Here is a 13,102-nt window from a genome sequence, read left to right as displayed (position 1 = left end):
CAGGTGGGCCGACCAAGGAAAACGATCATGACCATGCTCAAAGACCCGTCCAGCAAATACCGCGCATTCCCGACCATAGACCTGCCCAACCGCACCTGGCCGTCCAAGGCCATCACCGAAGCGCCTATCTGGTGCAGTTCGGACCTGCGTGACGGCAACCAGTCGTTGATCGAGCCGATGGATGCCGAGAAAAAGCTGCGGTTCTGGAAAACCCTGGTCAAGGTTGGCGTGAAGGAAATCGAAGCCGCCTTCCCCTCTGCCTCACAAACCGATTTCGACTTCATCCGCACGCTGATCGAAGACGGCCACGTGCCCGAAGACACCACCATCCAGGTGTTGACCCAAGCGCGCGAAGACTTGATCGCCCGCACATTCGAATCCCTGCGCGGCGCGAAAAAGGCCATCGTCCACCTCTATAACGCAACGTGCCCTTCGTTCCGCCGGATCGTGTTCAACCAGGACAAGGCAGGCGTGAAAGAGATCGCGGTCAACGCGGCCAAGCTGTTCGTGAAGTACGCCGCGCAGCAACCAGAAACCCAATGGACGTTCCAGTACTCGCCGGAAACGTTCAGCGCCACCGAGCTGGAGTTCGCCAAGGAAGTGTGTGATGCGGTGATCGAGGTATGGAACCCGACGCCGGAGCACAAGATCATCCTCAACCTGCCTGCGACTGTAGAAGTGTCCACGCCCAACGTGTATGCGGACCAGATCGAATGGTTCTGCCGTAACGTGAACCGTCGGGACAGCGTGCTGATCAGCCTGCACACCCACAACGATCGCGGCACTGGCGTGGCAGCTACGGAGCTGGGCCTGATGGCGGGTGCCGATCGGGTGGAAGGTTGCCTGTTCGGTAATGGCGAGCGTACCGGTAACGTGGACCTGGTGACGCTGGGCCTGAACCTGTACACCCAGGGCATCAACCCGCAGCTTGACTTCTCGGACATCGACGGCGTGCGCAAGGTGGTCGAAGAGTGCAACCAGTTGCCTGTACATCCACGCCACCCCTACGTGGGTGATCTGGTCCATACCGCGTTTTCCGGCTCTCACCAGGATGCTATCCGCAAGGGCTTTACCCAGCAGAAGGAAGGCACCCTGTGGGAAGTACCCTACCTGCCGATTGACCCCGCTGATATCGGGCGTAGCTACGAGGCGGTGATTCGGGTCAACAGCCAGTCCGGCAAGGGTGGCATTACCTACCTGCTGGAGCAGGAATACGGCATCAGCCTGCCCCGCCGCATGCAGATCGAGTTCAGCCAGGTGGTGCAGGGTGAAACCGACCGCCTGGGGCTGGAGATGACGGCCGAGCAGATCTACAAGCTGCTGCAGAAAGAGTACCTGCAAGCCAACCTGCCCTACGCACTGGTAAGCCATCGCCTGACCGAAGAAAACGGCAACAGCCAGGTGTATGTGGAAATCAGCAGCGACGGCGAAACCCTTCACTGGAAAGGCAAAGGCAACGGCGCACTGGAAGCGCTGGTCACCTCCCTGCCAATCAATGTGGAGATCATGGACTACAACGAACACGCGATCAGCTCGGGTACCAACGCCAAGGCGGCGGCCTACATCGAACTGCGGGTGGCCGGCGAACGTCCGGTGCACGGCATCGGTATCGACGAAAACATCACCACCGCCAGCTTCAAGGCATTGTTCAGTGCGCTGAACCGCTCCCTCAGCCAGCGCGCAGCGCAAGCGGCGTAAAGTTACAGATGTGAAAAAGCCGACCTTGGGGTCGGCTTTTTTTATGCCCGGTTCGCTGACTGCTGCCAGCTACGAAACCTCGAACCGGTCGGCATCCAGGTGCGCAGGGAAGCGGGTGCGGTACGCAGCCAGCCCGGCGCTGCTCAGGCTCACATGGAAAACACCTTCGGCATCGCCTGCGTTGAGCAGCGTTTCGCCCTGAAAATCCAGCACCTGGCTGTCGCCGGTATACGCATAGCCCTTGCCATCGGTGCCTACGCGGTTCACCGCGGCAACGTAGCAAAGGTTTTCAATCGCCCGGGCTGGAAGCAAGCGGTTCCAATGGTGCCGCCGCGCGCCGGGCCAGTTGGCAGTGTAGAGCAACAGGTCGGTATTCTCGGCATCGCGGCTCCATACCGGAAAGCGCAGGTCGTAGCAGATCAGCGGCCGAACTCGCCAGCCCTTGAGTTCCAGCCGCACCTGGCGCTCGCCGGCCGTGTAGTGCTCATGCTCGCCGGCCATGCGGAACAGGTGCCGCTTGTCGTAGTGAAGCAGCGTGCCGTCTGGCCTGGCCCACAACAGGCGGTTGCGATAGCTACCGTCCGCGGCTTGCACGATCACAGTACCCGTTACTACCGCATCCAGGCTTGCTGCCTGCTGCAACAGCCACTCGCTGGCAGGGCCTTGTTCCGGCTCGGCCAGGCTGGCCGAATCCATCGAAAACCCGGTGGTGAACATCTCCGGAAGCACAATAAGGTCCGCGCCCCGCGCCTGCTCCAGCAGCTCGCCAAAACGGCTCAGGTTAGCGGAGCGGTCGTGCCAGGCCAGATCGCTCTGCACCAATGCCAGCTTCAGGTCCGGCAGTTCATTCAGATCGCGCATAGTTTCTCCGCCGCCGCTCGCAGGGTGTCTTCCCGTTTCGCAAAGCATAGGCGCACCAACCGCTGGCCTTCCACCGGCGCTTGATAGAACACGGAAATCGGTATGGTGGCTACGCCGTGCTCCCGCGTAAGCCAGAGCGACATCTCGACGTCGTTGAGGTCCGGGCGAATCGCGCTGTAGTCAACTACCTGAAAATAGGTGCCCGGCGTGCGAGTGAAGCTGAAGCGCGAGCGATCGAGCAAGTCGCAGAACAGGTCGCGCTTGGCCTGATAGAAACCGGGCAGTTCGTCCACATGCCCCGGGTGCGCGCCCATGTAGTCGGCCAAGCCCCATTGCAGCGGCGTAACCCCACAGAAGTTCACGTATTGGTGGATCTTGCGCAGCTCCGCGCTCAACGCAGGCGGCGCGACCACATAACCGGTTTTCCAGCCGGTGACGTGATAGGTCTTGCCGAAGGAGCTCACCACGAAGGCCCTTGGGTACAGTCCGGGATGGGCCAATACACTGGCGTGTTTCACACCGTCGTACACCAGGTGTTCATACACTTCATCGCTGATCACATACAACCCGCGCTGTTCTACCAGCACTGCCAGCCGGTCCAGATCACGCTGGCTGATCAGCGCCCCGCTCGGGTTATGCGGGCTGTTCAGCATGATCAGGCGTGTGCGTGGGCTGAGCGCCGCAGTCAGCCGTTCCCAGTCGATAGTGAAGGTGCCGGGGCTTAGCTGCACATGCACGCAGCGGCCGCCAGCCAACTCCACCGAGGGCTCGTAGCTGTCGTAGACGGGATCGAACACGATCACTTCGTCGCCGGGCCGAACGATGGCCTGCACCGCACAGAAGATGGCTTCGGTGGCGCCGGGGGTGATGGTCACTTCCAGGTCAGGGTTAACGTTTGCGCCATAGCAGCGCTCGATCTTGGCGGCTACCTGCTCACGCAAGGCTGGCAGGCCAGTCATGGGGGAATATTGGTTGTGCCCGTCCATCACATGGCGGGCAACGGCTTGGCGCAGTGCCAGCGGGCCGTCGAAATCCGGAAAGCCCTGGCTCAGGTTCAGCGCGCCCGTTTCAGCGGCGAGCTGCGACATGGTGGTGAAGATGGTGGTGCCGACATTCGGCAGTTTACTGGCGATCATGCGGGTCCCCTGCTGGCCTGCGCCCGGTAAGCCGGGCGAAGGCGCAGGATAGCCGATCAGCGGGCGCCAGGCACCTTTAGGTTAACGCTTGTCCTTGCGCTTCTTTTCGGCCTTCTTATGGTGCGACATCAACCGGCGCTTCTTGTTGACCTGGCGATCGGTGAGGGTGTTTTTCTTGCCTTCGTACGGGTTCTCGCCGCCCTTGTATTCGATACGAATAGGCGTACCTACCAGCTTCAGCACACGGCGGTAGGTGTTTTCGAGGAAGCGGGTGTACGAACGCGGGACCTTCTCCACCTGGTTGCCGTGAATCACGATCAGCGGCGGGTTGGCACCGCCCAGGTGAGCGTAACGCAGCTTGATCCGGCGGCCGTTGACCATCGGCGGCTGGTGGTCGCTGATCGCGTCTTCGAGGATTTGCGTGAGGCGGCTGGTGGGCCAGCGGGTGATGGCCGACTTGAAGGCAGCCTGCACCGAGCCGTACAGGTGGCCGACGCCGGTGCCGTGCAGGGCCGAGATGAAGTGGATGTCGGCGAAGTCCACGAAGAACAACCGGCGTTGCAGCTCGGTCTTCACGTATTCGCGCTCGCCTGGCTCCATGCCGTCCCACTTGTTCAGGGCGATCACGATGGCACGGCCGGTTTCCAGCGCAAAGCCGAGCAGGTTCAGGTCGTGATCCACCACACCTTCGCGTGCGTCCATCACGAAGATCACCACGTTGGCGTCCTTGATGGCCTGCAAGGTTTTCACCACCGAGAACTTTTCAACTTCCTCGTGGATCTTGCCGCGTTTGCGCACACCCGCAGTGTCGATGAGGGTGTACTTGTCGCCATCGCGTTCGAACGGAATGTAGATACTGTCGCGCGTGGTACCCGGCTCGTCGTAGGTGATCACGCGCTCTTCGCCGAGCATGCGGTTCACCAGGGTCGACTTGCCCACGTTGGGCCGGCCGATGATAGCGATTTTTACGCCGTCTTTTTCGCTCGGGCCGGGAACGCGGACGGGTTCCTCGCCTTCGGCGACTTCACCGAATTCCTCTTCTTCCGAAGGGTCGCGGGGGTACTCACCGAGGGCAGTTTCCAACAGGCTGTTCATGCCACGGCCTTGGGACGCGGCCACCGGAATGGCGTTGCCCATGCCCAGCGGGGCGAACTCGGCGCGGGCCATTTCAGGGTCGATATTGTCGACCTTGTTGGCAACCAGCAGCGAGCGCTTGTTCCGCTTGCGCAGGTGCTCGGCGATCATCTGGTCGGCGGCGGTGAAACCCGCGCGCGCGTCCACCATGAACAGCACCAGGTCGGCTTCTTCGATGGCAAGCAACGATTGCTCGGCCATCTTTTCGTCCATGCCCGCCTCGTCCCCGGTGATCCCACCGGTGTCGATGACGATGTAGGAGCGGCCTTGCCAGACCGCCTCGCCGTATTGGCGGTCGCGAGTGAGGCCGGACAAGTCGCCGACGATAGCGTCGCGGCTCTTGGTCAGGCGGTTGAACATGGTGGATTTGCCCACATTGGGGCGGCCCACCAGGGCGATTACGGGAACCATGCGGCTCTCCACTTCGGAATTTCAGAAAGGCAAAGGCCGCTGCGGGGGCAGCGGCCATTAACGAATGCGGGATCGCCCCGCGCGCCCGGGGCGTTCAGCCCCAAGCATAGCAAGCATTACTTGATGGTCAGCGCCTCGAGCTTGCCGCTGTTGGCGTACACATACAGCATGTCGCCTACCACCAGCGGCCGCGCACGCAGGCCGTCACCGTCGATCTTGGTGCGGCCAACGAAGCGGCCATCCACCTGGCTCAGCAGGTGCAGGTAACCTTCCATGTCACCAACGGCGATGTAGCTGGAGAACACTTCCGGCGCGGTCAGTTGACGACGGGCCAGCGAATCGTTGCTCCACAATGCGGTGGTAGAGCGCTCATCCACGCCTTCGACCGTACCGGTGGCCTCGGCGACATACACGCTGCCAAAGCCTTGCGCCACGCCGGCATAGCTGGACGCGTCACGCTGCCAAAGCACACGGCCGCTTTCCAGCTCCAGGCCCGCCATGCGGCCCTGATAGGTCGATACGTACAGCGTGCCGCCCGACAGCAGCAGGCCGCCGTCGATATCCACTACCCGATCCAGCTCGGAACGGCCCTGCGGGATTGCTACGCGGGTTTCCCATACCGGCGTACCGTTACGGATGTCCAGCGCTACAACCTTGCCAGTGGACAAGCCAGCCACGGCCAACTGGTTGGTCACCAGCGGAGCGCTGGTACCACGCAGCGTCAGCACCGCCGGGGTGCTGTCGTAGATCCACAACTGGTTGCCATTGCTGGCGTCCAGCCCGACCAGGCGGTCGTCCTGGGTTTGCACCACTACCACGTCACCATTGGTCGCCGGCGGGGCCAGCACCTCGGCTTTTACGTGGGCGCGCCAGCGCTCTTCACCGTTGGCGGCATCCAGTGCCACCACGTCGCCGCGCAGGGTACCGAACATGACCATGCCACTGCCCACGCCTACGGCGCCGGAGATAGGCATTTCCATGTCTTTTTTCCACTGGACGTCGCCGTTCATGCGGTCCAGCGCCATCACCAGGCCGGTGGTATCTGCTGCGTAGAGGGTGTTGTTCTCCACGGCAGGTACCAGCATGTTGTAGGTCTTGCCCTGGCCATCACCGATGGACTCGCTCCAGACCTTGCTCAGCGTAACCTCTTCCTTGAAGTCGGTCAGTTCCGCCGGGGGCAGTTCCTTGTTGCTGTTGCTGCTGCAACCAACGACCGCAACGGCCAGCGTCAGCAATACCGCATGTTTCCATCGAATCACGTCACGCATCCCCTTTGGCCAGGTCGTCGAGCTTGAGTTGGAGGTCGCCTACAGCGGCGTCGTCGGCCAGGGCGTCCTTGGCCTTGCGATAGGCAGCGGCGGCATCGCCGGCCCGGCCCAGTTTCACCAGCAGGTCGCCACGCAGCTCTTCGCGGCTGGCAACGAACGCCTTGTCAGCCTGGCCGTCGAGCAGCTTGAGGGCATCCTCGGCCTTGCCTTGTGCCGCCAGCACCTGTGCCAGGCGCTCGCGCGCCACTTCGCCCAGGGTCGGGTTGGCTGGCTTGTCGATCACGGTTTGCAGCTGGCCTGCCGCGGCGTCGGGACGGCCTGCGTCCACATTGACCTTGGCCTGGAACAGCTTGCCGTATTGAGCATAGGCCGTGCCGGCGTAGTTCTTTTCCAGCTCGCCAACGAGGTAGTCCACCTTCGCCTGCTCCGGCTTGCCCGAAGGCGTGAGCGCCGTCTCCAGCAATTGCTGGTACAAGCTGGACGCCCCCTGAGCCTGGTTGCCTTGATACTTCTGCCAACCCTGCCAGCCAAAGACCACAATCAGCGCGAGCAGGCCGCCGGTGACCAAGGGCTTGCCGTTGCGCTGCCACCAGTCCTTGAACTGGACGAGCTGTTCATCATCGCTACCCGACACCCCGATACTCCTGTGTTTTATAAACGTCTTGCCCTGGTGGGCGGTTGATCAGGCCTGCAAGGCACTGGCGAGATGATCGGCCAGCGCGTCCCAGGCGATTTCCTGTTGTTCGCCCTGCCCGCGCAAAGGTTTGAACCCTACCACCTCACGGGCCAGCTCGTCCTCCCCCAGCACGAGGGCGAACAACGCCCCGCTTCGGTCGGCTTTCTTGAACTGATTTTTGAAACTGCCGCCGCCCGAATTCACCTGCAGCCGTAATGCAGGGGAGCCATCGCGCAACCGCTCGGAGAGGGTGAGCGCGGCCAGCTCGGCTGCATCGCCGATCGCGCACAGGTAGACGTCTACCTGGCGAGCAATGGATTCAGGGACCTGCTCCAGGGTTTCGAGCAGCAGGATAAGCCGCTCGATGCCCATCGCAAACCCAACGCCTGGCGTAGGCTTGCCGCCCATCTGCTCCACCAGCCCGTCGTAACGGCCACCCGCGCAGACGGTGCCCTGGGCGCCGAGCTTGTCGGTCACCCACTCGAATACCGTCTTGGAGTAGTAATCCAGGCCACGAACCAGCTTTGGATTGATGACGTACGGAATGCCCGCCGCGTCCAGCCGGGCCTTCAGGCCGTCGAAATGCACCTTGGACTCTTCGTCCAGGTAATCGGCCAGCTTCGGCGCATCGACCAGCAGCGCCTGGGTTTCTGGCGATTTACTGTCCAGGATACGCAGCGGGTTGGTCTGCAGGCGACGCTGGCTGTCTTCGTCCAGCTGCTCCAGCCGTTCGGAAAGAAATGCCACCAGCGCGTCGCGATAGCGGGCGCGGGCTTCGCTGGTGCCCAGGCTGTTGAGCTCCAGGGTCACTGCATCACGAATGCCCAGGGCACCCCAGAGGCGCCAGGTAAGCGCGATCAATTCTGCGTCGATATCCGGCCCGGCCAGGTTGAACACTTCCACGCCGATCTGGTGGAACTGGCGATAGCGGCCTTTCTGTGGGCGCTCATGGCGGAACATGGGGCCTATGTACCAGAGCTTCTGGGGCTGGCCACCACCGGTGATGCCGTGCTCCAGCACCGCACGCACGCAGGCTGCGGTACCTTCGGGGCGCAGGGTGAGTGAATCACCGTTGCGGTCCTCGAAGGTGTACATCTCTTTTTCCACGATGTCGGTGACTTCGCCGATCGAGCGCTTGAACAACTCGGTGAACTCGACGATAGGCATGCGGATCTGGCGATAGCCATAGCTGTCCAGCAAGCCGGCCACGGTGCCTTCGAAGTAACGCCACAGCGGAGTCTGCTCGGGCAGGATGTCGTTCATGCCACGGATGGCTTGCAGAGCTTTTGTCACGGGGTGTCCTTAACGAATCAGTTATCAGGCGCCTGGAGCGTCAGCCGCGGGCAATCAATGCCGCGTCAGCTTCGACCTTTTCTGCCGCCTTCTGGCGAATCAGCCGCTCGAGCTGTTCCACCAGGTTGTCATTGGTGAGCTTCTGGGCCGGCTTGCCGTCGATGTAAACGAGGTTTGGCGTGCCGCCGGTGAGCCCCACATGGGCCTCCTTGGCCTCGCCGGGCCCGTTGACCACGCAGCCGATCACCGCAACGTCCAACGGCACCAGCAGGTCTTCAAGGCGCCCTTCCAGCTCGTTCATGGTTTTCACCACGTCGAAATTCTGCCGCGAGCAGCTAGGGCATGCGATGAAATTGATGCCACGTGAACGCAGGCGCAGGGATTTCAGGATATCGAAGCCTACCTTCACCTCTTCGACCGGATCGGCGGCCAGCGAGATGCGGATAGTGTCGCCGATGCCATCGGCCAGCAACATTCCCAGGCCCACAGAGGATTTGACCGTGCCGGAGCGCAGGCCGCCCGCCTCGGTGATGCCCAGGTGCAAGGGCTGGATGATCTGACCGGCCAGCTGGCGGTAGGCAGCAACGGCCATGAACACGTCGGAAGCCTTCACGCTCACCTTGAAGTCCTGGAAGTCCAGCCGGTCGAGGTGCTCCACGTGCCGCAGCGCCGACTCCACGAGCGCTTCAGGCGTAGGCTCGCCGTATTTCTTTTGCAGGTCTTTCTCGAGCGAGCCGGCATTCACGCCGATCCGGATCGGAATGCCACGGTCCCGGGCCGCATCGACCACGGCCCGGACCCGGTCTTCCCGGCCGATGTTGCCCGGGTTGATGCGCAGGCAATCCACGCCCAATTCAGCCACGCGCAGCGCAATGCGGTAGTCGAAATGAATGTCGGCGACCAGCGGCACGTTCACCAGTTGCTTGATCTTGCCGAACGCCTCGGCGGCGTCCATGTCCGGCACGGACACCCGCACGATGTCGGCACCGGCCTCTTCAAGCCGGGCTATCTGGGCAACGGTGGACAACACGTCCAGGGTGTCAGTGTTGGTCATGCTTTGCACCGCGATAGGGGCATCGCCACCCACCGGGACGGACCCCACCCAGATTTTCCGTGATTCGCGACGTTTGATCGGAGATTCGCCGTGCATGACAGTTATTGCCCCAGTTTCAGGCGAGCGGTCTCGCCCGAGGTGAACGGTGCCACATTGACGGCCGCGCCGTTATACGTGACCTGCGCGCCACGGGCGAAGCCCAGGCGTACTTGAAAGGGTGGCTTGCCGCTGACGTCCAGGCTGTCACCTTTGCGCTTGAGTGCGCTGACCAGCACCTTGCCTGTAGCGTCCGTGACCTGGGTCCAGCAGTCGGCGACGAACTGGATCTGCACCTGGCCTGCTCCGGCAACCGCCGCCGCAGCCTCGCTGGCAGGCACTGCCGGCTGCGCAATGGCCGGCGCGGCGGGCGTAGCGGCTGGCGCTGGCGTATGCGGTGCTGTAGCAGCCGGCGCGGTGGGAGCGGCTGGCGTGGTCACGGTCGTTGAAGGTGCTGTAACCGCGGGTTCGCTTGGGGCAGTGGCCGCAGCCGACCCCTGTGGGGAACCTGACGCGGCGGTATCGGCACCTGGCGTAGGCGCGGCCTGGCTATCGACCAACGCCTGATCTTCCGGCTCGTCGATCGGGTGGATCTGGGTGGTGCCGTCAGCGCTTTCGACTTCGACGTGCTCCATGGCGGTACCCGCCTGATCACGGCCGCGCGAGGCGTTCTGGTCCTGCCACCAAAGGAAACCGCCGCCGATGACCAGCACCAGCAGCAACAGGCTGACAATGCGAAGGATGTTGTGGGACAACCGCACCGGTTCCTCGATACGGCCCAGGCCATGCACGGCCGAACCCTGAGCGTTGGTACCCGTGAAATGGTCGAATGCTTCAACCAGCGGGGTCTGGTCCATGCCTAATAGTTTGGCGTAGGCCCGAATGTAGCCACGCGCGAAAGTATGGCCGGGTAGCCGTTCGAAGGCACCGGACTCCAGATTGGCCAGGGAGGTGGTGGTCAGGTTCAGCCGCGCCGCGACTTCCTGCAACGACCAGCTTCTGCTTTCGCGGGCCTGGCGCAGGGTTTCGCCGGGATTCGTGCGAGCCGCTGCTACAACTTCGGGATGCGCCGCTTTCATCATTGCTCCGACAGGTATTGCTGATATTCCGGCGTGCCGGGATAGAGTCTTTTCAGTTGCAGGCCATAACTGGCGGCCCGGTTCTTGTCATCGAACAGCTTCGCCAGGCGCGTACCTAGCAGCAGGCTACGGGCATTCTGCTCGCTCAGCTGGCTGAAGCGCTCATAGTAATCGCGCGCCGGGACATATTGCTGCGCTTCGTATGACAGCTCGGCCATTTCAAGCAGTGCCCGGGGCTGCTGGCGATTCAGGCGCAGCGCCTTGTCCAGCAGCTGCTTTGCTTCATCCTTGTTGCCCAGCATCAACGCGGTCATCCCAAGGTTCTCAAATACCCTGGAGCGCTCCGGGTAAAGGCTGTCGGCAGCGGCCTCCTGGAATTTATCGTAGGCATCCTTGTAGCGCTTGCGCTCGTAAAGGAAGCCGCCGTAGTTGTTCAGGATACGCGCATCGCCTGGCCGCGAGGACAACGCCTTGCGGAAATGCTGCTCGGAGAGCTCGGTTTCGCCTTCGGTCTGGAACACCAAAGCCAGGGCCGCATTGGCATCCGCGCTGGAGCTGTCGAGGTCCAGTGCCTTTTTCAATGGGACTTTCGCGCGCTCGGCATCGCCTTGCTGGAGATAGCCCAGGCCCAGCTGAATGTAGGCATCACGCGCCTGCTCACGGCCATGCCGGGTGTCCATCGGGTTCACCTTGCCGGTGGTAACGCAGCCAGTGAGCACAAAGGTCAACAAAAGCAGGAGCGCGGTGCGCTGGGTCATTGAGTTCCTCTCTGGGTTCCGCTCAGGGACGGCTGCCATTATGAGACAGCGCTTCGGCGTCGGCTTCCAGCTGACGCACCGCAATGTAACGTTCGCTGCGACGGGTGCGGTCCATGACCTGCCCAACCAGCTGGCCACAGGCCGCATCGATGTCTTCACCCCGCGTGGTGCGCACCGTCACATTGAAGCCTGCGTGGTGCAGGGCATCCTGGAAGCGACGGATAGCATTGTTGCTGGGGCGCTCGTAGCCCGAATGCGGGAACGGGTTGAACGGTATGAGGTTGACCTTGCAAGGCACGTTGCGCAACAGCTCGATCATTTCCTCGGCATGCTCGGGACGGTCGTTCACATCCTTGAGCAGGGTGTATTCGATGGTGAGCACGCGCTTCTCGCCCAGGGCGGCCATGTAGCGCTTGCAGGAATCGAGTACTACCGCAAGGGGGTACTTCTTGTTGATGGGCACCAGCTCGTTGCGCAGCGCGTCATTGGGCGCATGCAGCGACAGGGCCAGCGACACATCGATGTGTTTGGCGAGTTCGTCGATCATCGGCACCACGCCGGAGGTAGACAGGGTAACGCGGCGCTTGGAAATGCCGTAACCCAGGTCATCCATCATCAGGTGCATGGCGGAGACGACGTTGTCGAAGTTCAGCAGCGGCTCGCCCATGCCCATCATCACCACGTTGGTGATGGCACGGTCGACGGTTGCCGGAATGCTGCCGAAGGATTTGTTGGCAATCCACACCTGGCCGATCACTTCGGCGGCGGTGAGGTTGCTGTTGAAGCCTTGCTTGCCCGTGGAGCAGAAGCTGCAATCCAGGGCACAGCCCGCCTGGGAAGACACGCACAGAGTGCCGCGCTTGCCTTGGGGAATGTACACGGTCTCGACGCAGCTGCCCGAGGCCACGCGCACTACCCACTTGCGGGTACCGTCGGCGGAGATGTCTTCGCTGACCACTTCGGGCCCGCGAATTTCGGCGCAGGCCTTGAGCTTGGCGCGCAAGGCCTTGCCGAAGTCGGTCATGGCGTCGAAATCATCGACGCCAAAGTGGTGAATCCATTTCATCGCCTGACCGGCGCGGAAGCGTTTTTCCCCGAGCGTGTCGAAGAACTTTTCCATTTCCTGGCGGGTAAGGCCCAACAAGTTGATTTTGTCAGTAGATAAAGTCATGGATTCACCCTCACTCGTAAGCGTTCGCTTAGCGAGTGGTTACCTCGGTAGCAGCGAAGAAGTAAGCGATTTCGCGAGCAGCAGCGGCTTCGGAATCCGAACCGTGGACAGCGTTGGCGTCGATGGAGTCGGCGAAGTCAGCGCGGATGGTGCCAGCGTCTGCTTTCTTCGGATCGGTAGCGCCCATCAGCTCGCGGTTGCGGGCGATGGCGTTTTCACCTTCCAGAACCTGAACCACAACCGGGCCGGAAGTCATGAAGGCAACCAGATCACCGAAGAAACCACGCTCCTTGTGCTCGGCATAGAAGCCTTCGGCCTCGGCCTTGGACAGTTGCTTGAGTTTGGAAGCGACAACGCGCAGGCCGGCGTCTTCGAAGCGAGTGGTGATCTTGCCGATGACGTTCTTGGCAACGGCGTCGGGCTTGATGATGGAGAAGGTGCGTTGAACAGCCATGTGACACTCCAGAAACAGTGAGTTAAGCAAAAATTAAACCCGCGAATTATACGCGGGTTTGGAGGTATTTCCT

The 13,102-nt window shown here is 62.0% G+C and carries 12 protein-coding genes; 1 reads left to right on the top strand and 11 read right to left on the bottom strand.

Annotated features, from left to right (window positions below):
- Positions 1–27: 27 nt before the first annotated feature.
- A complete protein-coding gene (gene leuA / locus G7016_RS02985) occupies positions 28–1,698 on the top strand; it encodes a 2-isopropylmalate synthase (protein WP_181111361.1) in 1,671 nt (556 codons plus the stop codon).
- Positions 1,699–1,767: 69 nt separating this feature from the next.
- Here leuA and G7016_RS02980 read toward each other — a convergent pair whose 3' ends face one another.
- From G7016_RS02980 to ndk, 11 genes are all read right to left on the bottom strand, one after another.
- A complete protein-coding gene (locus G7016_RS02980; protein WP_181111360.1) occupies positions 1,768–2,559 on the bottom strand; it encodes an amidohydrolase in 792 nt (263 codons plus the stop codon).
- Entirely contained in the window at positions 2,547–3,695 is a 1,149-nt protein-coding gene (locus tag G7016_RS02975) for a pyridoxal phosphate-dependent aminotransferase (protein ID WP_181111359.1), read from the bottom strand. Before G7016_RS02975 ends, G7016_RS02980 begins: the two co-directional genes overlap by 13 nt.
- A gap of 81 nt (positions 3,696–3,776) precedes the next feature.
- Positions 3,777–5,240: a ribosome biogenesis GTPase Der gene (gene der / locus G7016_RS02970; protein ID WP_181111358.1), complete on the bottom strand. Its 1,464-nt coding sequence runs from the start codon at positions 5,238–5,240 to the stop codon at positions 3,777–3,779.
- 116 nt (positions 5,241–5,356) lie between these two features.
- Positions 5,357–6,508, bottom strand: coding sequence for an outer membrane protein assembly factor BamB (gene bamB, locus G7016_RS02965; RefSeq protein WP_181111357.1), 1,152 nt, complete (start codon positions 6,506–6,508; stop codon positions 5,357–5,359).
- Positions 6,501–7,142: a YfgM family protein gene (locus tag G7016_RS02960; protein WP_181111356.1), complete on the bottom strand. Its 642-nt coding sequence runs from the start codon at positions 7,140–7,142 to the stop codon at positions 6,501–6,503. Before G7016_RS02960 ends, bamB begins: the two co-directional genes overlap by 8 nt.
- A gap of 48 nt (positions 7,143–7,190) precedes the next feature.
- Complete coding sequence (gene hisS, locus G7016_RS02955) at positions 7,191–8,477, bottom strand: histidine--tRNA ligase (RefSeq protein WP_181111355.1); 1,287 nt, start codon at positions 8,475–8,477, stop codon at positions 7,191–7,193.
- Between the two features lie 40 nt (positions 8,478–8,517).
- Complete coding sequence (ispG, locus tag G7016_RS02950; protein WP_181111354.1) at positions 8,518–9,627, bottom strand: flavodoxin-dependent (E)-4-hydroxy-3-methylbut-2-enyl-diphosphate synthase; 1,110 nt, start codon at positions 9,625–9,627, stop codon at positions 8,518–8,520.
- Between the two features lie 5 nt (positions 9,628–9,632).
- On the bottom strand, positions 9,633–10,646 hold the full coding sequence (locus G7016_RS02945; protein WP_181111353.1) for a RodZ domain-containing protein: 1,014 nt from the start codon (positions 10,644–10,646) through the stop codon (positions 9,633–9,635).
- Positions 10,646–11,404: a type IV pilus biogenesis/stability protein PilW gene (pilW, locus tag G7016_RS02940; RefSeq protein ID WP_181111352.1), complete on the bottom strand. Its 759-nt coding sequence runs from the start codon at positions 11,402–11,404 to the stop codon at positions 10,646–10,648. Before pilW ends, G7016_RS02945 begins: the two co-directional genes overlap by 1 nt.
- Positions 11,405–11,426: 22 nt before the next feature.
- On the bottom strand, positions 11,427–12,575 hold the full coding sequence (gene rlmN / locus G7016_RS02935) for a 23S rRNA (adenine(2503)-C(2))-methyltransferase RlmN (protein ID WP_181111351.1): 1,149 nt from the start codon (positions 12,573–12,575) through the stop codon (positions 11,427–11,429).
- 28 nt (positions 12,576–12,603) lie between these two features.
- On the bottom strand, positions 12,604–13,029 hold the full coding sequence (ndk, locus tag G7016_RS02930; protein ID WP_181111350.1) for a nucleoside-diphosphate kinase: 426 nt from the start codon (positions 13,027–13,029) through the stop codon (positions 12,604–12,606).
- Positions 13,030–13,102 lie beyond the last annotated feature (73 nt).

Origin of the sequence: Pseudomonas japonica (assembly GCF_013522925.1) — a bacterium.
GTDB classification, from domain to species: Bacteria; Pseudomonadota; Gammaproteobacteria; order Pseudomonadales; family Pseudomonadaceae; genus Aquipseudomonas; species Aquipseudomonas japonica_A.
Note: the sequence above shows the minus strand (reverse complement) of the source record. Positions and strands in the feature narration are given on the sequence as shown.

Excerpts from the sequence above, each read along its gene's own strand:
- leuA (WP_181111361.1), top strand. The coding sequence starts at position 28 with ATGACCATGCTCAAAGACCCGTCCAGCAAATACCGCGCATTCCCGACC.
- G7016_RS02980 (WP_181111360.1), bottom strand. The coding sequence starts at position 2,559 with ATGCGCGATCTGAATGAACTGCCGGACCTGAAGCTGGCATTGGTGCAG.
- G7016_RS02975 (WP_181111359.1), bottom strand. The coding sequence starts at position 3,695 with ATGATCGCCAGTAAACTGCCGAATGTCGGCACCACCATCTTCACCACC.
- der (WP_181111358.1), bottom strand. The coding sequence starts at position 5,240 with ATGGTTCCCGTAATCGCCCTGGTGGGCCGCCCCAATGTGGGCAAATCC.
- bamB (WP_181111357.1), bottom strand. The coding sequence starts at position 6,508 with ATGCGTGACGTGATTCGATGGAAACATGCGGTATTGCTGACGCTGGCC.
- ispG (WP_181111354.1), bottom strand. The coding sequence starts at position 9,627 with ATGCACGGCGAATCTCCGATCAAACGTCGCGAATCACGGAAAATCTGG.
- G7016_RS02945 (WP_181111353.1), bottom strand. The coding sequence starts at position 10,646 with ATGAAAGCGGCGCATCCCGAAGTTGTAGCAGCGGCTCGCACGAATCCC.
- pilW (WP_181111352.1), bottom strand. The coding sequence starts at position 11,404 with ATGACCCAGCGCACCGCGCTCCTGCTTTTGTTGACCTTTGTGCTCACT.
- rlmN (WP_181111351.1), bottom strand. The coding sequence starts at position 12,575 with ATGACTTTATCTACTGACAAAATCAACTTGTTGGGCCTTACCCGCCAG.
- ndk (WP_181111350.1), bottom strand. The coding sequence starts at position 13,029 with ATGGCTGTTCAACGCACCTTCTCCATCATCAAGCCCGACGCCGTTGCC.